General features: G+C 46.6%; 23 protein-coding genes and 1 pseudogene. 12 read left to right on the top strand and 12 right to left on the bottom strand.

Translation table 11 applies throughout. The annotated features are described in order from the left end of the window. Nucleotides 1–164: 164 nt before the first annotated feature. Entirely contained in the window at nt 165–1,016 is an 852-nt protein-coding gene (locus A1359_RS07780; protein WP_066980552.1) for an SIR2 family protein, read from the bottom strand. 465 nt (nt 1,017–1,481) lie between these two features. Here A1359_RS07780 and nifH point away from each other — a divergent pair, with 465 nt between their 5' ends. The 8 genes from nifH to A1359_RS07820 all read left to right on the top strand — a co-directional run bounded on the left by nifH (nt 1,482) and on the right by A1359_RS07820 (nt 8,359). Continuing rightward, a complete protein-coding gene (nifH, locus tag A1359_RS07785) occupies nt 1,482–2,366 on the top strand; it encodes a nitrogenase iron protein (RefSeq protein WP_066980555.1) in 885 nt (294 codons plus the stop codon). 105 nt (nt 2,367–2,471) lie between these two features. Further along, entirely contained in the window at nt 2,472–3,950 is a 1,479-nt protein-coding gene (gene nifD, locus A1359_RS07790) for a nitrogenase molybdenum-iron protein alpha chain (protein ID WP_066980558.1), read from the top strand. A gap of 137 nt (nt 3,951–4,087) precedes the next feature. Beyond that, nucleotides 4,088–5,659, top strand: a complete 1,572-nt coding sequence (nifK, locus tag A1359_RS07795; protein ID WP_066980561.1) for a nitrogenase molybdenum-iron protein subunit beta — start codon at nt 4,088–4,090, stop codon at nt 5,657–5,659. Nucleotides 5,660–5,825: 166 nt separating this feature from the next. Then, on the top strand, nt 5,826–6,038 hold the full coding sequence (nifT, locus tag A1359_RS07800) for a putative nitrogen fixation protein NifT (protein ID WP_066980564.1): 213 nt from the start codon (nt 5,826–5,828) through the stop codon (nt 6,036–6,038). Between the two features lie 12 nt (nt 6,039–6,050). Beyond that, entirely contained in the window at nt 6,051–6,251 is a 201-nt protein-coding gene (locus A1359_RS07805) for a 4Fe-4S binding protein (protein WP_066980567.1), read from the top strand. A 110-nt stretch (nt 6,252–6,361) separates the two neighbouring features. Then, nucleotides 6,362–6,628: a DUF6129 family protein gene (locus A1359_RS07810; protein ID WP_066980570.1), complete on the top strand. Its 267-nt coding sequence runs from the start codon at nt 6,362–6,364 to the stop codon at nt 6,626–6,628. Between the two features lie 8 nt (nt 6,629–6,636). After that, nucleotides 6,637–7,404 (top strand): 4Fe4S-binding leucine-rich repeat protein, encoded by a 768-nt coding sequence (locus A1359_RS07815; RefSeq protein WP_066980573.1) that lies wholly within the window; start codon nt 6,637–6,639, stop codon nt 7,402–7,404. Next, entirely contained in the window at nt 7,397–8,359 is a 963-nt protein-coding gene (locus A1359_RS07820; RefSeq protein WP_066980576.1) for a hypothetical protein, read from the top strand. The genes A1359_RS07815 and A1359_RS07820 overlap by 8 nt, the downstream gene beginning before the upstream one ends. A gap of 273 nt (nt 8,360–8,632) precedes the next feature. On the opposite strand, the gene A1359_RS07825 is transcribed toward A1359_RS07820, so the two are convergent. From A1359_RS07825 to A1359_RS07865, 9 genes are all read right to left on the bottom strand, one after another. After that, nucleotides 8,633–9,205, bottom strand: a complete 573-nt coding sequence (locus tag A1359_RS07825; protein WP_083960554.1) for a nitrogen fixation protein NifQ — start codon at nt 9,203–9,205, stop codon at nt 8,633–8,635. An 82-nt stretch (nt 9,206–9,287) separates the two neighbouring features. Then, nucleotides 9,288–9,638, bottom strand: a complete 351-nt coding sequence (locus A1359_RS07830) for a 2Fe-2S iron-sulfur cluster-binding protein (protein WP_066980579.1) — start codon at nt 9,636–9,638, stop codon at nt 9,288–9,290. Between the two features lie 17 nt (nt 9,639–9,655). Then, a complete protein-coding gene (locus A1359_RS07835) occupies nt 9,656–9,943 on the bottom strand; it encodes a 2Fe-2S iron-sulfur cluster-binding protein (protein ID WP_066980582.1) in 288 nt (95 codons plus the stop codon). 219 nt (nt 9,944–10,162) lie between these two features. Next, nucleotides 10,163–11,443 carry an FprA family A-type flavoprotein gene (locus A1359_RS07840; RefSeq protein WP_066980586.1) on the bottom strand — a complete coding sequence of 427 codons (1,281 nt, stop codon included), beginning with the start codon at nt 11,441–11,443 and terminating at the stop codon, nt 10,163–10,165. Then, complete coding sequence (locus tag A1359_RS07845; RefSeq protein WP_066980589.1) at nt 11,440–11,871, bottom strand: ArsC/Spx/MgsR family protein; 432 nt, start codon at nt 11,869–11,871, stop codon at nt 11,440–11,442. The genes A1359_RS07840 and A1359_RS07845 overlap by 4 nt, the downstream gene beginning before the upstream one ends. 5 nt (nt 11,872–11,876) lie before the next feature. After that, on the bottom strand, nt 11,877–12,155 hold the full coding sequence (locus A1359_RS07850) for a 4Fe-4S dicluster domain-containing protein (protein WP_066980592.1): 279 nt from the start codon (nt 12,153–12,155) through the stop codon (nt 11,877–11,879). Between the two features lie 164 nt (nt 12,156–12,319). Further along, nucleotides 12,320–13,810 carry a nitrogenase cofactor biosynthesis protein NifB gene (gene nifB, locus A1359_RS07855; RefSeq protein ID WP_066980595.1) on the bottom strand — a complete coding sequence of 497 codons (1,491 nt, stop codon included), beginning with the start codon at nt 13,808–13,810 and terminating at the stop codon, nt 12,320–12,322. A 378-nt stretch (nt 13,811–14,188) separates the two neighbouring features. After that, the gene (locus A1359_RS07860; protein WP_232322157.1) at nt 14,189–14,650 is read right to left on the bottom strand and encodes a GNAT family N-acetyltransferase; all 462 of its coding nucleotides are present in this window, start codon (nt 14,648–14,650) and stop codon (nt 14,189–14,191) included. Nucleotides 14,651–14,655: 5 nt separating this feature from the next. Then, nucleotides 14,656–14,964 (bottom strand): DUF6156 family protein, encoded by a 309-nt coding sequence (locus A1359_RS07865; protein WP_066980598.1) that lies wholly within the window; start codon nt 14,962–14,964, stop codon nt 14,656–14,658. Between the two features lie 241 nt (nt 14,965–15,205). Here A1359_RS07865 and A1359_RS07870 point away from each other — a divergent pair, with 241 nt between their 5' ends. Further along, complete coding sequence (locus A1359_RS07870) at nt 15,206–16,912, top strand: AAA family ATPase (protein ID WP_066980800.1); 1,707 nt, start codon at nt 15,206–15,208, stop codon at nt 16,910–16,912. Between the two features lie 181 nt (nt 16,913–17,093). Beyond that, on the top strand, nt 17,094–17,312 hold the full coding sequence (locus tag A1359_RS07875) for a Nif11-like leader peptide family natural product precursor (RefSeq protein ID WP_066980601.1): 219 nt from the start codon (nt 17,094–17,096) through the stop codon (nt 17,310–17,312). A gap of 135 nt (nt 17,313–17,447) precedes the next feature. On the opposite strand, the gene A1359_RS23120 is transcribed toward A1359_RS07875, so the two are convergent. Both A1359_RS23120 and A1359_RS23625 read right to left on the bottom strand, forming a co-directional pair. Further along, nucleotides 17,448–17,885: a CZB domain-containing protein gene (locus A1359_RS23120; protein WP_408606536.1), complete on the bottom strand. Its 438-nt coding sequence runs from the start codon at nt 17,883–17,885 to the stop codon at nt 17,448–17,450. A 15-nt stretch (nt 17,886–17,900) separates the two neighbouring features. Continuing rightward, nucleotides 17,901–18,149 (bottom strand): annotated as a pseudogene (locus A1359_RS23625) (methyl-accepting chemotaxis protein); the annotation flags it as partial. A gap of 1,124 nt (nt 18,150–19,273) precedes the next feature. Here A1359_RS23625 and A1359_RS07885 point away from each other — a divergent pair. Further along, a complete protein-coding gene (locus tag A1359_RS07885) occupies nt 19,274–20,746 on the top strand; it encodes a TrkH family potassium uptake protein (protein WP_083960555.1) in 1,473 nt (490 codons plus the stop codon). Further along, nucleotides 20,743–21,399 (top strand): potassium channel family protein, encoded by a 657-nt coding sequence (locus A1359_RS07890; RefSeq protein ID WP_066980606.1) that lies wholly within the window; start codon nt 20,743–20,745, stop codon nt 21,397–21,399. Before A1359_RS07885 ends, A1359_RS07890 begins: the two co-directional genes overlap by 4 nt. The last annotated feature ends 159 nt before the right edge of the window (nt 21,400–21,558 follow it).

Here is a 21,558-nt window from a genome sequence, read left to right on the forward strand (position 1 = left end):
AGATAGTTGACGCTGGACTTATCTTGGCCGTCAAAGCAAAGGACAATATGTTTTGCTGCGCAAATTTTCGGATTGATAAAAAAACATCTGTCGACTGCTAAAAGGCTGCGTTGGAAACACCCGATCTTCGCCCTCAATAAGAACAGGTGTATTCCTATCTAAACTCAAGCAGCCTGTCGGGTTTGCACCAGTTCCAATAAATCCTGGCAATCAGCTTCAATAAGCTCTAAACCCATTTTCGAAGCATAGCGTTTTTCTTTGTCGGTGGGGTTTTTTCGCAAAAACCAGCCTCTGTGCTCATCAGCAGCATAAGTAATATCGCTCATCACCATACGCTCGGAATCGCGGTTTAAAGGTACGCCGACTAACAAATACTTTTTACCGACCCGATAATCCTTCAAAAAGTCCGGAATCGCAAACCCGCCCATTAACTCGGTGATGTAATCAACGTAATCGGCGTCTGAGGCAACATAATTAGATTCGGGTTTAGGTGTACCCATGGGTTTAAATAGAATAGGCAGTTTTCTATCGACCTGCTGTTGTTCGACTTCAAAATATTGTTCTCTGTCGTAATGATAGATTTTAAAGCGGAAATGGTTACCTATGACCCGGGCCAAACCCACCACTAAGGTATGCTCCTCATCGGCATAGCTATCTTGCAATTGAGTGTCGCGATTAATGTCGACGATGTAATTAGGTTTCCACTCGGCCAACCAATCATGTACTGCAGCCCTAGTCCACTTCATTTCTGCATAGGTTTTATCCAGAAATTGGCTGACATAATTACGGCCGCGTTTTAATTCTTGATTCATTGCCGCGCGGGGAAATTCGTACATTAATTTGGGCGCCATCGGCTTACCGCCGTTCATGGCCAAAATCAAACTATCACTATCAGCTGGAATGGGGGTGCCATTTAGCTTACTGGTGACATCGAATAAAACCCCTGGCCCCAGATAAGGCACCACTTGATTGTCATATAGACCGCTAAGGATCTCAGAAAAAACCGGATTGGACATGGTAAGACTCCTGAATGGATGGATAACTTATCCATAACAAAGCAATTTTCAATCCAGTTATACAGGCTATGGGCGCACAAGCCCGGCATTCAAGGCATCACGGACTGTGGCTCTGATTAATAAGGTCTGAATCAGATTAACTATGTCAATGATAGTTGTAGGGTTTATCACAAGAGCTTGGCCTGATGTCGAGATGCCGCCAAACAAAAGTAGATCTTGATGTGCATCATTATATGACCAGCCTGAATTAGAATCTGCAGCTACACCTAGAGCGCATAAAAAACCTTATTTTTCATGTTGTCTAATCAACATCGGCAGACAATTTGTTGGGTATACAACCAACAAATCCCCAACAATTTATATTTTTTCTTTTAATTTCAATATGTTGAAACCGCTTACAACCTTGGCATGGGCTTTGCTATAACTAGGTTGTCATTAACTGTTGATCCACAAGAGGAGAAGATCATGGCGAAATTACGTCAATGTGCTATTTACGGTAAAGGTGGTATTGGTAAGTCCACTACTACTCAAAATTTGGTTGCTGGCTTAGCTGAGCTTGGCAAGAAAGTCATGATAGTAGGCTGCGACCCTAAAGCGGATTCTACTCGCTTAATTCTGCATGCAAAAGCGCAAAACTCCATTATGCAAATGGCAGCTGACGCCGGTAGCGTTGAAGATTTGGAACTGGAAGATGTATTGAAAGTCGGCTATCGCGACATCAAATGCGTTGAATCCGGTGGTCCGGAGCCAGGTGTAGGCTGTGCGGGTCGTGGTGTTATCACCGCCATCAACTTTTTGGAAGAAGAAGGCGCTTACGACGAAGACTTAGATTTCGTATTCTACGATGTACTGGGTGACGTTGTTTGCGGTGGTTTCGCGATGCCTATTCGTGAAAACAAAGCCCAAGAAATTTATATCGTTTGCTCAGGCGAAATGATGGCTATGTATGCAGCCAACAACATCGCTAAAGGTATCGTGAAATATGCTAACTCAGGCGGCGTTCGTTTGGCCGGTTTGATCTGCAATTCACGTCAAACTGCTCGTGAAGACGAACTGATCATGGAATTGGCTGCTAAATTGGGCTCACACATGATTCATTTTGTACCCCGTGACAACGTGGTACAACGTGCTGAAATCCGTCGTATGACAGTGATCGAATATGAGCCACAAGCTAAACAAGCTCAGGAGTATCGTGATCTGGCCACTAAAATCCTCAACAATAAACAATTGGTCATTCCAACACCCATCACTATGGATGAATTGGAAGACATGTTGATGGAATTCGGCATCATGGAAGAAGTGGACGAAAGCATCGTTGGTCAAACCGCATCAGCTGAAGCTGGCGCGTAATACTCAAGCATGCAGGTTGGGCTGAGCAAGCTCAATCCAACCTGCCTTATAGTTCCTAATCGAGGTCAGTTGGGGGATTACCCACGACCACAGGAGGATGACATCATGGCAGCCATGACAAGAGAAGAGACTGAAGCACTTATTCAAGAAGTGTTGGAAGTCTATCCCGAAAAAGCCAAAAAAGACCGCGAAAAACATTTAGCGGTTAACGATCAAAGCCTGGAGAAGGCAAATAAATGCATTACTTCAAACCGTAAATCCCTACCCGGCGTGATGACCATTCGTGGTTGTGCCTATGCCGGATCAAAAGGGGTGGTTTGGGGTCCAATCAAGGACATGATCCACATTTCTCACGGACCTGTAGGTTGCGGTCAATATTCCCGTGCTGGTCGCCGTAACTATTATGTGGGTACCACAGGTGTCAATACCTTTGGAACCATGAACTTTACCTCCGACTTTACCGAAAAAGATATCGTATTTGGCGGCGATAAAAAGCTCGCTAACCTGATAGACGAAATCGAAGTATTGTTCCCATTGAACAAAGGCATCTCGATTCAATCCGAGTGCCCAATCGGTCTGATCGGCGACGATATTGAAGCGGTTGCCAAAGTCAAAAATAAAGAACACGGCAAAACCATCGTACCTGTACGTTGCGAAGGTTTCCGCGGCGTATCGCAATCCTTGGGTCACCATATCGCCAACGATGCGATTCGTGACTGGGTATTGGAAAAACGCGATGGCGACGATAGCTTTCCAACCACACCGTATGACGTTGCGGTAATTGGCGACTACAACATCGGTGGTGATGCTTGGGCCTCTAGAACCCTGTTGGAAGAAATGGGTTTGCGGGTTGTTGCGCAATGGTCCGGCGACGGTACCATTGCCGAGATCGAAAAAACTCCGAAAGTTAAATTGAACCTGATTCACTGCTATCGTTCAATGAACTACATCGCCCGCCACATGGAAGAAAAATATTCCATCCCCTGGATCGAATACAACTTCTTTGGCCCGACTAAAATCGCCGAATCCTTGCGCAGAATTGCCGAGCATTTCGATGACACCATCAAAGAAGGTGCTGAACGCGTTATCGCACGTTACAAAGCTGAATACGATGCAGTTATTGAAAAATATAAACCTCGCCTGGAAGGCAAACGTGTGATGCTTTACATCGGCGGCTTGCGTCCACGTCATGTTATCGGTGCCTACGAAGATTTAGGTATGGAAGTGGTCGGTACTGGTTATGAATTTGGTCACAACGACGATTACGACCGTACCATCAAAGAAATGGGCAACGCGACCCTTTTATATGATGACGTCACCGGCTACGAATTCGAAGAATTCGTCAAAAAAGTTCAGCCTGACTTGGTAGGTTCCGGTATCAAGGAAAAATACATTTTCCAAAAAATGGGCGTGCCTTTCCGTCAAATGCATAGCTGGGATTATTCCGGCCCTTATCACGGTTATGACGGCTTCGCCATCTTCGCCCGCGATATGGATATGACTATCAACAATCCTTGCTGGAAAAGCTTTAAAGCGCCTTGGAAAACCGAAGCTGCTAGCGAGCCGGTCAAGGCTGTTGCATAAAAAATCAAGGCCCAAGGCGAAAGATGAAAGGCAAAAATATTTGCCGATGAGTATTCTCGTTCATCTTTTCGTCTTGAACCTTTCGTCTTTAGCCTGTTACGTTAGTCCACAGATTAGTGGCGCGTTAGGAGATTATCATGAGCCAAGAAGTCGACAACATTCAACCCAGTTATCCTTTATTCCGTACCGACGAATACAAGGAAAACCTGGCAAACAAACGCGAAGCCTATGAAGAGCGTCATCCGCAAGAGCAAATTGATGAGGTTTTCCAATGGACGACCACACAAGAATACAAAGAGCTGAACTTTAATCGTCAAGCCTTGACGGTAAACCCTGCTAAAGCCTGCCAACCTTTAGGTGCTGTACTGTGTGCGTTGGGCTTTGAAAAAACCATGCCTTATGTACACGGTTCACAAGGTTGTGTGGCCTACTTCCGCACCTATTTCAACCGTCATTTTAAAGAGCCTATTTCTTGCGTATCTGATTCTATGACTGAAGATGCGGCGGTATTCGGCGGCCAGAAAAATATGTTCTCCGGCCTGGAAAATGCCAAAGCCCTCTACAAACCTACCATGATTGCCGTGTCTACAACCTGTATGGCTGAGGTAATTGGTGATGACTTAAACGCGTTTATTAACAACGCTAAAAAAGAAGGTTATATCGAGCAAGAATTTCCAACCCCGTTTGCGCATACGCCAAGCTTTGTGGGTAGTCACACCACCGGTTGGGACAATATGTTTGAAGGGATTGCGCGCTACTTCACGCTGAACTTTATGGAAGGCAAAGAAGTGGGCTCCAATGGCAAAATCAACTTTGTGCCCGGCTTTGAAACCTATTTAGGCAACTTCCGGGTCATCCATCGCATGATGAAGGAAATGGGCGTTGATTACACCCTGATGAGCGATCCAACCGAAGTACTGGACACGCCTGCAGATGGTGAATTCCGCATGTACGCGGGTGGCACCACTATGGATGAAGTGAAAGATGCGCCTAACGCGATCGACACCATTTTGTTGCAACCTTGGCAGTTGGAAAAAACCAAAAAATTCGTGCAAAACACCTGGAAACACGATGCACCCAAGCTGAACATTCCGATGGGCTTGGAATGGACCGACCAATTGTTGATGAAAGTCGCTGAGTTGACCGGCAAACCTATCCCAGCTTCACTGGAAAAAGAGCGCGGACGTTTAGTCGATATGATGACAGACTCACATGCCTGGTTGCACGGCAAAAAGTTTGCCTTATACGGCGATGCCGACTTTGCCTTGGGTATGACCAAATTCCTGTTGGAAATGGGTGCCGAAGTCACTGACGTATTAGTCAATCACGCCAACAAACGCTTCAAAAAAGCCTGTGAAGAAGTATTGGCAGAATCTCCTTACGGTAAAAATGCCACTGTGCATATCGGTAAAGACTTATGGCATTTTCGTTCTCTGATGTTTACCAACAAACCGGACTTCATGATCGGTAACTCATACGGTAAATTCATCCAACGCGATACCTTCTACAAAGGTGAAGCGGACGAAGTGCCATTGATCCGTATCGGTTTCCCAATCTTCGACCGTCACCATCTGCACCGCATGACCACTTTGGGTTACGAAGGTGCGATGTACATGCTGACTACCTTGGTGAATGCTGTGCTGGAACAGTTGGATAAGGAAACCAAAGGCATGGGAACCACTGACTACAACTACGATTTGATTCGTTAAAGTAAGTTAGCGTAGGGTGGGCACGGCTGTTCCGTGCCCACCATCAGCTTTAAAAGGTGGGCAGATTGCCCACCCTACGCCTAACGGATAGGTAACTGCTCCTGCGTTACCTATCCTCCTGCATCCATGCAGTCGTAACCCGACCTACATTTGTCTGGAGAACCTTATGCCCAGCGTCATGCTTAGAAAACGCGAAGATGGCAAATTGGTGTTTTATGTAGCCAAAAAAGATCTTGAAGAAACCATCGAATCGTTGGAATTCGACAGCCCGGAAAAATGGGGTGGTGAAGTGGTATTAGGTGACGGTTCTAAGTATTACTTCGAACCTATGGAGCCCGCACCCAGAATCCCTACGACTTTACAAGCAAAACGTTTATAAAAGGAGGCCGCCATGGCTCTAACTATTGTTGCTGAAGAATGTATTTCCTGCGGAGATTGTAAACCAGTCTGCCCGACCGACTCTATCAAGGAAGGTGCAGTAGTTTTCGAAATCAGCAAGAAAACCTGCACCGAATGTAACGGTGATTATGATGAGCCGCAATGCGTGAAGGTTTGTCCGATAGATAACTGCATCTTGCCTTTAGTGGCTTGAACTCTGTAGGGCGCAATTGCGAAAGCGTATTGCGCCAATTAAACAAACCGTAAAGGCAAAGTATTGCACAATGCTAATACGCCCTAGGGTCTTAAAAAGGTGGCATTACTATGATCAGCTCTGAACAAATGCAACGCGTAGCCTCGACCATCCGCACTCAGCCGTTGACAGAAACCCTGGTGTCAATCTTGAGAACTGAATATCCTGGCGTCCACTTCACCTACTGCATGGAAGACGATATTCCCAATCAAGAACCCGTGTTAGAAGGCGAAGGTTTTAATCTTTACCTGGTCGACGGGCGCGAACATTGCCTATGTCTGACCAACAACTACGAACATGCCACAGGCATTGTGATTGCCGAAATTATTGAAGATTAGGGGTTAGCATGGCCGAGCCCAACGACTCTCCCGTATCTCTGCCTATGGCCGATTGCAGCCTGTGTCCTTTCCGCAACAAAACCCTGCTGATGGGACGCTGCATGCCTGGCGATACTTGCGTATTAGTTGATAGCGGCCGCCAGATCGATCGCTTCTTTCGGGTAAACCCCGCATATGCCGTGCTGTATTTACAGGACAAGTTCTGGGAGCGGCGCGCCATTGCAGTTCGCTATGCCCCGCAAAAAGCCATTCAAGCCTTGGTTACTGATGAAGACGAAGTGGTACGCAGGGCCGTAGCATTCCGCTTGCCTAGCGCTCAATTACAACATTTAATTAAAGATTCGGATCGAGAGGTACGCATGACCGTGGCTGATCGCATCGATCTGGAGCATCTTGAATTATTAGCCAACGATGACGATTACATCGTCCGCCTGATGGTAGTCAAACGGCTAGCGCCCGGACGATTATTTCGCTTTATCAAAGATGAGGATATCCAGGTGCGTAAAATAGTTGCAGAGCGCCTACCAGAAGTTAGTCTTGGCTTAATGGTAAGCGACCCAGCAGCTGAAGTACGCCGTATCGTTGCCGAACGCTTGTCTGATGAGGATGCTGTGGCTCTACTCAGCGACAGCGACTGGGTAGTTCGCTATACCGCAGCTTTGAAAGTCGACCCGAAAAATTTAACCGCTTTAATCGACGACCCCGAACCCGACGTGCGTGACGTTGTGCAAAAACGTCTACATTCTAATAACGCTTTGGACTCAGATCATGACTGAATCTCGTTTAATGCTTGCCGGACAAGACATCACTGATTGTTGCAAAAAAATTATTCCTGGCCAGAATGAAGACCTATTATTGAGCCAGCTACAGAGCCTAATCCCGGATCATACAATTAAGCTGGCATTAACGGGTGATGAATGGTATCGATTGGGTGGCGTTGTGGATATGAATAACAATCGCATTGCCAATGATTTGATCGAATGGGCTGAACGCACCTATCTGGAATGCGGACAAAACCTGCAAACCTTAATCGATTACAGCATCGAACAACAACTCATCGCCACCAAACAGACCGGCAAAACCTTGTATTTTGTCGTGCAAACCGGCGATCTAGCTGAAGAGTTTAGTTTGATAGAAATTGACAAAACTCACGAAGTATCCGACCGCATGCTAGTCAATCAACTGATACCACCGGAAGACTTGGAAGAATTCATCGATCCCTTGCAGCCCTTTTGCATCGAAAGCTTTTGTTTTGGACACTCTCGATATACCTACCGACGTAAGACCGATGTCAAAATGTTTATGGAAGTCATCAACGAACGTTCCCCAGGCGAACATCCGGTGCAACGTTTCATGGATGACTGGAACCGCAGCAGTGCTGGTCAAAAACATTGCATGTCCGACGACTGGATTATTCGCCCGTTCCAAAACACGGGCCGTTTCGGAGAAACAAATATCAATGTCGAAATTATCAATACTCAAAAAACCAACCTACCGCAGCTGGAAGATTTCACTGGCAAAAAAGGTAGTGCACTCAGTAATGTCCTAAACCGTTTTGATCGACAAGCCGGTTACCCGTTTGCCTGGTTCTTCTATATGATTAAGGGTAGACAGGTGTCGACCTATAGTGCTGAAGCAGTTTACCGCGATATCTCCAATGATTTTGCCTACTTGCCAAAACGCGACGAAGCGGTGTTAAGAGACTGGATTGCTAGCCCATATAATGCTTAGGCTATTGCCAAGCAAGAAAACTCGATGATTTCATAATAGCGAATTTGGGCACAGGCCGGTGAACTCAGTTATTGCTAACTCACTGCATCAGGTGTCAGATGGAAATGAGCGCAACTGAGATAAGAACTATCGGCTAAATTACCGGTTCTGGTATTGACTGATTGCGTTGCTTAAGCTGCGGCATTTAACTGCAATTGCTCTACCCAAACTGTTATACGTCAGCACCCCAGGTGCATTAGTATCAACATAAACTGTTTTGACGGTAATTTTTTCTTAATCCTCTGGGCCAAAACAAACGGGGTAATCTTTACAAACCTCGCAAGATGGCGCACGGCATAAGTAAAGTCCCTCTGCTTCGCACAATTGCTTATACAAAAACTTTTTCCACTTCATGTCCTTACTGTTACGTGCTGCCATTTCCGGGAAATTGTGCTTTAGCATGGCGGACAAATCTTTACGACTCCAGAGTCCCAGGTCTTGCCAGAGATGATCGCTGCCCAGACAGGCGGCCACGATAATGCTAATCAGCCATTCAGTTTCTTCATTGCTAATTGCAGCATATTTTCGCAATAGCTGTTCCAAATCCTGCTTTTCCAGCATGCGATTGAAATCCAGGCTGTTAGCCGAATGAGTATCTGCATCTAGGCCAAGAAAGCGTTGCCGGAGTTGATCGAATTGCAGATCGGTTAAACCCAATTTGTCCGGCAATACACCCTCGCCTGCCTGCCAGCTGGCAATAATCTGCGCCAGCCAGATAGCATTGGCCGAGCTATCACTACCGGCCAACAAATGTTCATAAAATTGTTGCCGTGTAGGTAATGCGAAAGTCATAGCTTGAGCTTGCATGGTGACATCCTCACTCGCCAACCATGTTGCACCGGTTACGCATGGATATGCTGCAAGGCCAGTGAAACATAGTTAGTACCCGTTAATACTCGACGCGAAGATCTTCATCGCGCACTATCATCTGACAAGCCAGCCGCCATTCCGACGGCAGGTCATCGACGATCATTTTTTCCAGTTCTTCTTTGGTGACTTTACCGAGTTGTTTCAAAATGCTTTTCTCCTTCTCGGTCAGCGGCCCCCCCATGCGTTGATGTTTTTTATCGATACTGGATACCTTGACCAAACAAGTACCGCAATCACCATCTTCGCATTCAAAGTTGATAGGGATTTTATTTTCCAGCGCCAGCTTCAAAACCGATTGCGTATGACTTCCAGCAACGGCATATACGGTTTTATCACGATATTCCGGACTGGTGAATGTAACTAATGCCATAAAAAATACCTCTTTGTTTAAACGGGTTTGACGGAAATAGTACCGCCTAGTACCTGGGCCTGACAGGCCAGCCGATTGTGTTTGCCTGCCATGTTTTCCCGCAGAATTTTGTCCTCCAGTACTGAAGGTTCGCTGAGGTTGTTCCAGCCTTCGGTGAGTTTCATCAAACAGGTTCCACAGTCACCTTCACGGCAACCGTAGGTAATCGCAGAGCCGACTTTTTCGGATACTTCGATTATCCGGGTTCCCGCCGGCACGGTGACGGTGACATTGATATCTTCAAAAGTAATGGTCGCTTTGGCCATTGTGTTGCTCCTTTGTGGTTGAAATACAAACGAAAACCGCCTAATCCGACGTATTTTCAGTTTAGAGCCATTGCCTTTTGGGCTATGGTTTTTTCCGCATCTTCCTTGAACTGGAAGGGTTTGCTGTTTTTTGTCTGACGACCTGGAAAATGTTTATCCGGCAGCAGGAAACCCGCCTGAAAAACACCTCATCAGTCTGGTCAGGGATACAAAATCTCCTTACGCCAAATCGGCAAAATTAATCACCCTCGCCTCCCGTATACCCATCAACTCTTGCGCCAGCTCCAAACCAAAGGCCTGGCATTCGATAATTTCGTCGTCAGTAGGGATTAATTTCACTCGCAGCCCAGGAATCGGCACTCGCAGCTTCAAGCCGCGTAATCTATCCTCCACCAGCCGGACGCCTTCACCTGTCCAGCCATAAGAACCGAACACGCCCCCCAACTTGCTTTTCAGACTGACCACCGTCAGAGAAGACAGTAAATCCCAAATGGGCTTCACCGCATCGCCGTTAATGGTTGGCGTACCCAGAACAAGGCCATCGGCTTCCTCGATCAAATCCACAAACGGCGCCACTTCACCGCCTTCCAGGTCGTAGAGTGATACACGTACGTCATCGACCTGCATGGCGCCCTGATAGATGGCTTCGGCCATGCGTTTGGTATTGCCGTAAGAGCTGATGTAAAAAATTAACAAGGTTTTTTGCTGCGCACTGATTTCGCTATGCAAAGCCGGACTGGATAATTGTCGATAGCGCTGGATATAACGTGTAGGTCGATCACGCAATATCGGGCCGTGAGTAGGGGCAATCAGTTTCAGCGGTAAGGGTTCGATCAACTCAAGCGCTCGCAGCACATACTCCTTGAAAGGCCGCATGATGTGAGCGTAGTAATATTCGAAGGAAAAGCGAAAGTCGCCCACCTGATCGTTCCACAAACGGTTATCGCAAAAATGACAACCAAACACGTCACCGGAAAACAACATGGCTTCTTCCGGCACATAAGTGCATTGAGTATCCGGCCAGTGCAAATACGGTGTGTGTAAAAACTGCAAACAACGATCGCCCAAGGAAACCGCATCGCCGGTAATCACCGGGGTATAACTAAGCTGATCCTGTTTTAACAGGCCTTTGAGCATGGATTGGGCTTTTTGCGAGATGAATAACTGCGCTTGCGGCGCCCGGCGCATTAACTCCGGCAAGGCGCCGGTATGGTCCGGTTCAAGATGATTGAGCACAATCACTTTAATTTCTGCATATTTCGCCACGCTCTCCAACCTGGCGAAAAAGTCATCGGCAAAGCCTTCCTTGACCGTATCAATGATCGCCACACCCTCGCTACCGCGCACAATATAAGCGTTGTAACTGGTGCCGTTAGCCGTTTTAAGAATGATATCGAAAGTTCGTAAATTAGGATCCAGCGCGCCTATCCAATGCACCCGTTCGGACAATGCAACAGCTTGTGGCATACCTGTTTCATTTTCCAGAACCACGCTATTCATGACCTGCAGGCCTGTTTTTGCTGCAGCTTGGGACACGTTTCCAGATCGACAGACTGTTTTGTGTTGGATTCAGTCAAGCCTAGCCAGGCATCGATGTTGTCAGTATCAAACCCGACCCGGCGCACACCTTCCGCCTCTAGCAGAGGCCGGCGAATCAAGAGTGGATCAGCCACCATCCAGTCGAGTGCCTGTGATTCGCTAGCCATTTCAGGATCAATTTCGCCGTTTTTTATGGCGGGTGCACTACGATTAAACCAACTCGCCACTGGTAAATCCGCAAAAAATGCACGTAAGCGCTGGCGATTGTCCGCCCAGGGATATTGCAGCAAATCATGCACGATCAACAGATGACCGGCTTTGATTAACAGCTGCTTCTGCCGGGTATTATTAATACACCCGGGTTTTTCATAGAAGTGCACGATAGCCATGGTAATTAATGGGCTTGAAGTTCAGCCATCGCCTCAGCCATTTTTTCAGGTGGAATACCTGTCAATGAACCGGGGGGATTGATAGGCACGCCGAGCGAGTCCAGAATCGCTCCTTCGATTGGGCAAATGGCCGCGCATTGCGGTACCTCAAAATCACCCTCGCATTCAGTGCATTTTTTCGGGTTAATTAAAAAATATGCTTCGGCTTTATAAATCGCTTTACTAGGACATAAAGGTTCGCAAGCAAAACAATTGACACAGGTATCGATAATTTTTAGGGCCATGATGATCGCTCTCGTTATGGTTGATTGCTGGTAGGCCGGAATACCCAAAGGGCACAAGTAAGCCGGTTTGAGCGCTAGCGAATACTGGCGTTTCAGGCAAAAGCCAGCGACTTGCCGGAAACACTCGCCTGGGCTATCGCCAGGCGAGTGTTTCCGGCCTACATTTATGCCGTGGCTCGCTGTTCGGCCTTGGCCTCATCTAACTTGCCTGCTGCAGCCATTTCCTTGTAAACAGCCATCACAGCTTCTTCGATAGGCTCCATGGCATGTTCACCGTTAGGCATAATTCCGGCCTGTTCCAACATATCCCAAGGCTCAAAACCTATTTTTGAACACAACACCGCTTCGCAGCCTTCCAGAGTACGAATAGTGACTTGCAATACGCTTTCACCATCACCGCAGCTATCGTCACCACTACAATAGAGATCGGTTTTGCGATGACTGATAAAACGCACACCTTCCGGTGAGGCTTCGTATATCAGGAACTCTTTGGCATGCCCAAAGTGCATATTGATAACGCCTTGTCCGCTGGTAGCAACTGCCATCAGCACTGGACGTGTAGTCAGTTTCTCTGCCTGAGCATGTAGATTTGCTGATTCGGCCTTTGCGGCGCGTTTGCTATTCATTTCCTCGGCAATAGCTTCGTGAATGACTTTGCGTTTTTCCATCGCAGCCTGATAATCGATTTCCATATCTTCGATTTTATCCAGGGTAAACTCATCACCGCGGTCTTCACCCAACATACCCACAGCATCGGCACGACATTGACGGCAATGCCGCATCATATTCATATCGCCCGAACAAGCATCCTGTAATTCCATCAACTCCTCAGGAGACGGCCCACGCTGCCCCATGACACCATAAAAAGTGCCATGTTCGGCTTCTGCAATCAGTGGCATCACGTTATGCAAAAACGCACCTTTAGCTTTGACGGTTTTACTAACTTCGGCCAGATGTTTGTCATTGACGCCGGGTATCATCACCGAGTTAACTTTGACCAAAATGCCTTTGGCCACCAGCATCTCTAAACCTTTTTGCTGTTGTTCTATCAGTATCCGGGCACCTTCTATGCCATGAATACGTTTGTTTTCCCAGAATATCCAAGGATAAATCTTGGCACCCACTTCAGGATCCAGACAGTTGATGGTGATAGTGACGTGATCAATGTTGTGTTTAGACAATTCTTCCACCGCATCCGGCAAGGCTAAACCATTGGTTGATACACATAATTTGATATCAGGCGCTTCTTCGCTCAGGCGACGGAAGGTTTCAAAAGTACGTTCAGGATTGGCTAACGGATCGCCTGGACCGGCAATACCCAAAACAGTCATTTGCGGAATGTTCGCAGCGACTGCCATAGTTTTCTTGACCGCTTGATCCGGCATCAACAGCTCCGATACCACACCAGGTCGCGATTCGTTGGCGCAATCGTATTTGCGATTACAATAATGGCACTGAATATTACAAGCTGGCGCCACCGCTACATGCATACGCGCAAAGTAATGATGGGCATCTTCCGAATAGCACGGATGGTTTTCCACTTTTGCACGTATGTCATCAGATAAATGACCTAATTGGTCATCCGTGGTACCGCACGAGCTGGCAGAGCAGCCCCCTTTGCTTGCAGGTTGTTCGTTTAATACTGGCAGTTCCATGAAAGTCACCTCACTAGTTTGTTACTAAGTGACTATGCACAGACTATACCAATTATTATTTATCTTATATCTTACTGATAATATTAGTTTTTTAGTGATTTTAAATTTTTAGCTTGTCATAAATACAACAAAATTCTCTACACAACACTCAGTCAATTGTAGGCATTTAGCAATTACACAAGGCTCAATAACGATTTATGTCTTTTCAGCCCCATGCCATTCTTACTGCCTGGAAATCAGTGCAAGTACTGCCATAAGCAAATAGCTTCCTGAAGCTTTCCAATAGACGAAGACCTAGACCGTTGCAGAAGTGATTAATGGGAAACAATTTAAGCGTGAAGATCTGCTTGAAGCGCTAAACGAAGACTCTGGATATTCTCAGCGGTCAAACATAAGCCGCATTGGTAGCATACTTGAAAAATCAAAACCTTGATTTTGATAAAACCGCTGAGCATCCCGGTTACCTGAGTCGGTTAACAAGGTAATGCGTCTGCAGTCATTCGCCTGGGCGAAGGCTTTGGCATAACCGAGTAACTCGGAACCTATGCCGGCGTTACGAAAAGCGGGGCTTACTACCATATCTTCCAACAAGGCCACCCGTCCGCCTAATGCAGTCGATACCGTAAAAAGCAGGCTAATCATGCCCACCACATCAGCTTCTGCACGAGCGACAAAAATGCTGCCCATAGCTTGATTATTAATAATCTCCAATAGGCCACACTGCTGCGCGGTCCGATCTGGCTGAAACTCGGCTTCCTGCTTAAACAATAGGGCTAATAACTCGCAAAGTGCCGGCATATCATCAATTGTTGCCGGCGTAATATCGATGATGGCTTTCACAAAGATTAATCCACTGCGGTAATTGACTGGCCTTGTTGGTCAAATATCAGCTCATTGATCTCACCATCCATGTCGGTAATTTCTGCCCGCCTCAATACGCCGTTGTCATCATAGCTATAGATGTGGAGTAATTCAATTTCGCCATAGACTCGTTTTTCACAGCGCATCAGTCGCTGTTGATCATCGTAAAAGCCACAGAAAAAGCTGTTTCGATTAGCCCTGTCGCTGTCCTGTATTTCATTGAGTAATTTCAAGGGTAATTTTACGCCGCTATAGCTGACAAAGTAGCGGCATTCGTATTGTTCTTTAGGCATCTGCTTTTGGCTGGCTCAGAGTAAAATTTTATAGGCAGCAATGATTGTGCCTTCTACTGGAAGCTTATCAAACAAGCTACCACCTGCAGTTTTTAATAGCCGGGTCTGTCGAGTTTCTACCGATTTCGAACCTATTGTCGTGTTTATTACAAGGAAGATACTAATGCATGCCAGCATGGCCTAAGTTTTGCGAGTGGCGTTGAATTTGCTTGCATTTTTGTTTTCAACTGACGCTGTGCTTATGAAACTGCATATTGAAAAACGCCACCTACCAGCTTTTCTGGAAGCACATCCCCGTTTACACGCATTAAATGAGCAATTACGCTTCGGTAATAAGGCGCAAGTGTTTTACGATCAGCTGAGCGAAGCCGAACTGGCCAGTTTAGCCGAGCTCTATCAACAAGAGGGCGAAGCATTACAACAGCAAGCCGCATTATTAAAAGCCCTACAATCCGCGCTGGCCGACAATAGTCATCGCTACAATGCGGAACAACTGGAAATGTTGCTGCCGGCTATTGCGCATTACCTGTTGGAAAACGCCATCCGCGGCTGGTTGTTTCATGTCGAAGCCAGCGGAAGAACCCTGGCTTATCTGATTACCCGTCTGGATTACACGCCACCGGGGGAAGAAGAAGCCGGCCGCATATTGCTCGAACTAAAAGCCAATAGCAAAGGCAAAATCAGCCTGGAAAATGTAATTATTCGCGGCAAGGATTTGGCGGATAAAACCATTACAGAGATTTTTATCGCTAAAGGTTATTTAAAAGAAACCCCGGATTTGATTGCCAATTACGACGAAGCCGCCACCCGCTATTTCGATTGGCGGGCTCGCTACGGCGAACAGTTTTCCGGCTGGGGCACCGGAGAATATGCCGATGATCCTACCGCCAGCCATAGATCTAGCGACTGGACCCGTAAAAATACCGTGGTACTGTCTTCGGGCGGCGGCGCCTGCCGCTTGGTCAACGATGAAAACATCCTCAGCGAACGAGTGTTGAGTCTGAATGCTTCCGGCGATATTTTAGGTAAATATCTACGCAAAGCCGGTAAAAGCCTGCGCTACGACAGCAAAACCGAATCAGCAATAGCAGCCTTTAAAGGTGAAATTCCTGTGGGTTTGTTTACCGAATTACCGGTGCACGGCTACATCTTGACCTTTCATCTGGAATTACATCATCACGTTTGGGTACATGTGGACGATATGCAGCCGTATATCTATCAGCCGGAATTAAAGCAAAAGCTGATTTTGCCGCCGGAGCAGACCGATTTGATTGATATTCTGACTGCCGAAATGGACATGTTAACCGACGATATTATCGAGGGTAAATCGGGCGGTACCACAGTGTTATGCGCCGGACCGGCCGGTGTAGGTAAAACGCTGACGGCGGAAGTTTATTCGGAAATCATTCAGCGGCCGCTTTATCGGGTGCATTCCGGACAACTGGGCTTGAATGTGGCCGAGATGGAAAAAATTCTGAAAGAAACCCTGATTCGGGCGCAGCGCTGGGGGGCGGTGATGCTGATCGACGAAGCCGATGTCTATATCAAAAAGCGTGCTGACAATCTGGCCGCGAATGCGGTGGTGGGCGTTTTTTTGCGAGTACTGGAATATTTTAACGGCCTGCTGTTTATGACCACCAACCGAGTTGATGACATCGACGACGCCATCATTTCCCGTTGCATAGCCATGATTCGTTACCAGGCTCCCAATCATGCCGATCGCTGCAAAATCTGGCGAGTGATGACCGAACAATTTTCGCTGCCGGTGACCGAATCTCTGATCGACGACTTGGCGAGCCTATTTCCTGGTGCCAGTGGCCGCGACATCAAAGGTCTGACCAAACTGGTTGCCAAATTTTGCCAGCAAAAACAGTTACAGCCAGATTTGGAGATTTTCAAACGTTGTTCTGTGTTTCGTGGACTTGAGTTGGCAAATGGTTATAACTGAGGCGAAACAATTGTAAGGATTACGACATATCCTTTAAATTTGTCGGGTAATAACTAGATCCTTTCTTAGCACCTTAACTGTAAGCCACTGAAAAAATAATATAACTCCAAATTGGTCATGATTTTGCTATTAAAGAATTGGATTTTTTCCATCTATTTGTAAATTTATCACGGAGCAACTCATGTCAATCAAGGTAATTAAAGACTTTTCCGAAAAAGCTAAAATAGACCCTGAGCTTAATGAAAAGCTAAAGGCCTGCCTCAAGATCAAGGAGATGTTGTTATTAGGCAAGGAATTCGGTTATGAAATCGACGAAGTGGAACTGTATCCACCCAACGAGCCACAATTTACTGAGGATCAGCTTTCGGAAAAACTGGCCAAGGCTTTATTGAGAGTGTAATTCCTACCACGAGTAGCTATTTTTCGTACTCATGCGAAATCATTCAGCACTACAGGGGTGGGTGAATAAACCTTGCTTACCCCTGTCAGTGATAAATGGCTAACGCACTTATGCTACGAATTCGCCACAAACTATTTAATGCGATTGGCACAAAATGCTAGGATTTTCTTCTGCGCTTCGCACCATTTTTTCCAGATTCGCTAGCACCAACAAACTGGCTTCTTCCATGCTGCCGATTTGTTTTAGCATAGCTACAGTATCATTTTTTTCATAAGCTTTAAGTGCGCCGATAGCGGACTCATGAATCGTGACATGGGGTTGTTCAATATCACGATAACCCGGCAGCTGAGAAAAACAGTTTTTGCCTTCGCCACCGTAATACCATTTCCCTAACCGGCATTCAGTATGTTGAGCAAAGTCTTCAACTGATTTTTGCGATAGTTGAAACAAAACTTTATATACTTCAAATTTATACATCAGATGATCAACTTTTGCCAGTTCGCAGAAACTTCTAAGCGATGAGGCAGCTACAACTTGTTCCATAGTGTGAGAAAAATCCACCATTTGCCTCATAGTGAAAGTGGCCTTACGGCCTTCCTCGCTAAACTTGCGGGATTGTTCGGCCAATGTAGACATTTGATCGCGTGTGGCACCACTGCCGACTTGTATCGATTCAGCTAGATTTGAGATTTTATCAGTAGCTTCAGCTGTGCGTTTAGCCAGCGTCCTGACTTCGTCAGCTACCACAGCAAAACCTCGTCCCTGCTCACCAGCTCTAGCAGCTTCGATCGAGGCGTTTAAAGCCAGTAAGTTAGTTTGATCGGCAATGCCTCGAATCATTTGCACCACCCCAATGATTTCTCTTGAGCTTTGATCCAGGGTACCCGCTTGTTCGGCTGCATAACTGGATGAACCTGCCAAGTTGGCCAAATTTTCTGCAATGTGCTCGATTGCTTGACTGCTGGTAAGGGAAATGCCCTGGGCTTCTACAGCGTTATTTTTTTCTTTTCTTAATTGATTCGCCAATGTTTGAAAACTGTTTTGAGTATTCAGCAAAGATTGGCCGAAATTTTGCAAAAAACCAATGATGTCTAAATTAAGTTTTAAATGAGTTTCCGCTAATACTTTGGCCTGATTGCTTTGTTTTAATTGCTGCAAAAGAGCCTCATGCTCACTCTCAAGCTGCTGATTGCGTTGTTGAGCGGTCACTAATTCCAATTGCAAAGCTTCAGCGCGTTTATTTTTAAAGAATGGAAGGGTCATATAAAAAATACCAAAAGGGGTTGATCAAACTGCATTAAGCGGCATTGGTTAAAATCAGACGGAATTTAAGCTCTGCGAAACCTGCATTTTTGAAATGCATAAATGACGGAAGAACTTATCGTCTGATTGTAGTTCATTGACTACGGAATTTGTAACTTAGGGTTTGTTTGGAATAGCTTCCCGCATTGGAATTCCCATGCAAAACATCGTCGTTCCGACAGGGATTGCCGAAACCCAGAAGTCATGGATAACTGAGCGCCTTCCACATCCAGCTAACTTGGATAGCGGGAATTTATCTATAAGATAAAAGTTCAAGATGCAACGCATGCCAACGCCTGCAGAGGTTAGAGCACTTAATGTTGGTACCCCACTTTTTACTTCAAAAAATACATAACGGCTACTACAGCAAACTGACCTAGCGGTTTTTTGTCGATAATTAGTCATGACTTAAAACCCCCAACACCCAAAAAACCGGTTTTAAATAAACCCCATCACTCACCGAGCTGATTCTAAAATTTCAAGTCCGTGTTTCTGCCCGCATTTAATTTGACTGACAGTCGATACCGGGACGGGTCGATGTTTGATATCGTCCTGATCAGCAAAAAAGTCATAAATCTCTTAACCGGTATTTCTACAGAAAACTCGACATCAATTAATGCTAAATTAAGCACCCGCTTCATTTCAGGATCGCCACCCGTATGAGTTTTTCCGATGTTTCCAGAGCTTTGGCTCAGCCGGTTCGCTTTCGAGTTTTGGCGCGTTATCTGGCTCAGATCGGATTGGTGATGATTGTGTTGAGAATTCCGCCTATTTTGGTCGCCTGGCAAAGTGCGGATTGGTCGTTCATGCAAGCACAGCTATTCAATATGCTGGTGTTACTGACCATCTGTTGGCCTTTGGCCCACCTTTCGGTACCGGCAGAGATCAGAAATAATGAAGTGATGGTGATCACCGCGCTATCGTTTGTGCTGGCTGCGCTGCTGGAAGCCGTTCCACTTGCCACCGCGGGCTTGAATGGTATCGACGCACTGTTCGAAGCGATTTCGGGGGTAACAACCACCGGTCTGAGCACTATGACGCATTTGCAGGACTATTCAACAAGTCTTTTGTTTAGCCGGGCCTGGATGCAATGGTATGGCGGCCTGGGGGTAGTTATTTTTTCCATTGCATTGCTGTTGCTGGATAGAAGCCTGTCAGTCCAACGTTTGATTATCAGCGATAGCAGCGAAACCAGGGATATTTTGGGCAATGCGCGTAGCCATTCGCTAAAACTACTGCTGCTTTATTCCGCCCTAACTATTTTTATAATCGGTGTTTTGTGGTTGGCCGGCTTATCTGCGTTTAGTGCCGTGACCTATGCCTTAAGCGGCATATCGACAGGCGGCTTTTCGATTAGCGATACCAGCCTGGCAGCTATCGACTCCCGCTGGGTGCAAGGCCTGGTGGCGATGTCGGGATTTTTAGGTGCAGTATCCTTACCTTTTTATTACCGCTTCGGCCGAAATGGCATCAAAGAACTGGTTTCCAATCCGGAAACTCTGGCTTTGCCGGTGATAATATTAGCGGTCATCGGCTTACTGTTTTTATGTGCCGATGCCAACGCTGGCGATACCATGGCCCGCCTGGATTACGCGGTGATCATGGGCTTATCGGCGCAAACCACCACAGGATTTGCCTGCGTCGATGTATCGGCTCTAAACGATGCCTCCAAGTTGAGCCTGATTTTTTCCATGCTGATCGGCGGCTCCATGGGTTCTACCGCCGGCGGCATCAAAATTCTGCGGTTTTTGATTGTGTTGCGCCTGTTACAATTTTTTATTGAGCGCACGGCGTTGCCAACCCATGCCGTACTGGCAAAAAGATTGGCTGGCGACAAGCTGGAAGCCGATGAAATCGAGCGAGTCCTGCTATTGATTTTGATATTTATCGCCACGGTGTTGTGCTCCTGGCTGCCCTTTCTGGTGATGGGCTACCCCCCGCTGGATGCGTTGTTCGAGGTGGTTTCCGCCTGTTCCACGACCGGTTTGTCGGCCGGCATTAGCCGAGTGGAACTGGAACCGCTGCTGAAGATTGTATTAATGGTGGATATGTTGTTAGGCCGGGTGGAGTTTTTGGCTTTTCTGGTATTTTTATATCCGCGTACCTGGTTCAAAATTGGAAATAATTCATGAAAGTGGTATTCATAGGCGCGTCTTCTCTGGCAGTAGCGACTGCAAGCCATCTGATCGATGCCGATTATGAGGTTATCATCATTGAAAACAATAAAGACGTTATCGATAACTTGATCGGGAAAGTCGATTGCGTATTCATTCACGGTAATGGCTGCAAACCGGCTATTTTGCAGGAAACCGATCCAAACTCCATCGCGGTGCTGTTTTGTCTGACCAAGAGTGACGAAGCCAATATCATTGCCAGCCTGGTCGCCCGTTCGCTGGGTTTTAAGCGCGTCATAACCCGCATCGAAGACCCGGAGTTCGAGCATATTTGCGTGGAATTGGGGCTGAATGAAACCATAGTTCCTACGCTTACCAACGCCCGCTATCTGGCCAATATCGCCGCCGGTCGGCATATTCACGAGTTATCAGCAATGATTCGAGGCCCGGTCAGATTGTTTAGTTTTATAGCCGATGAAGCCGACGCCGTCCCGATCGATGATTTAGCGCTGCCGAAACAGTCCCGAGTGATCTATTGCTATCGGGATAATCAATACCTGCCCATAGATCACGACAGCACACTTAAACAAGGCGATGAGGTCGTGCTGGTGACTACTTCGGAAGACTACGAAAAATTGCAAAACAAATGGGGGAATGGCAAAGCCAAATAACTAGCTACCGCTGGGTCAGTGCAAGTTTGAGTAACAACCCGTACTTATTGTCGATTAGCATTGCTAAAAATCAGTTAGAACGCTCACGAAATAACTTCAAGGCCTTGTCCCCTCTCCCACTGGGAGAGGGCTAGGGTGCGGGAATTAAATGATAGAGTT

The organism is Methylomonas lenta (genome assembly GCF_001644015.1).
Taxonomy (GTDB): domain Bacteria; phylum Pseudomonadota; class Gammaproteobacteria; order Methylococcales; family Methylomonadaceae; genus Methylomonas; species Methylomonas lenta.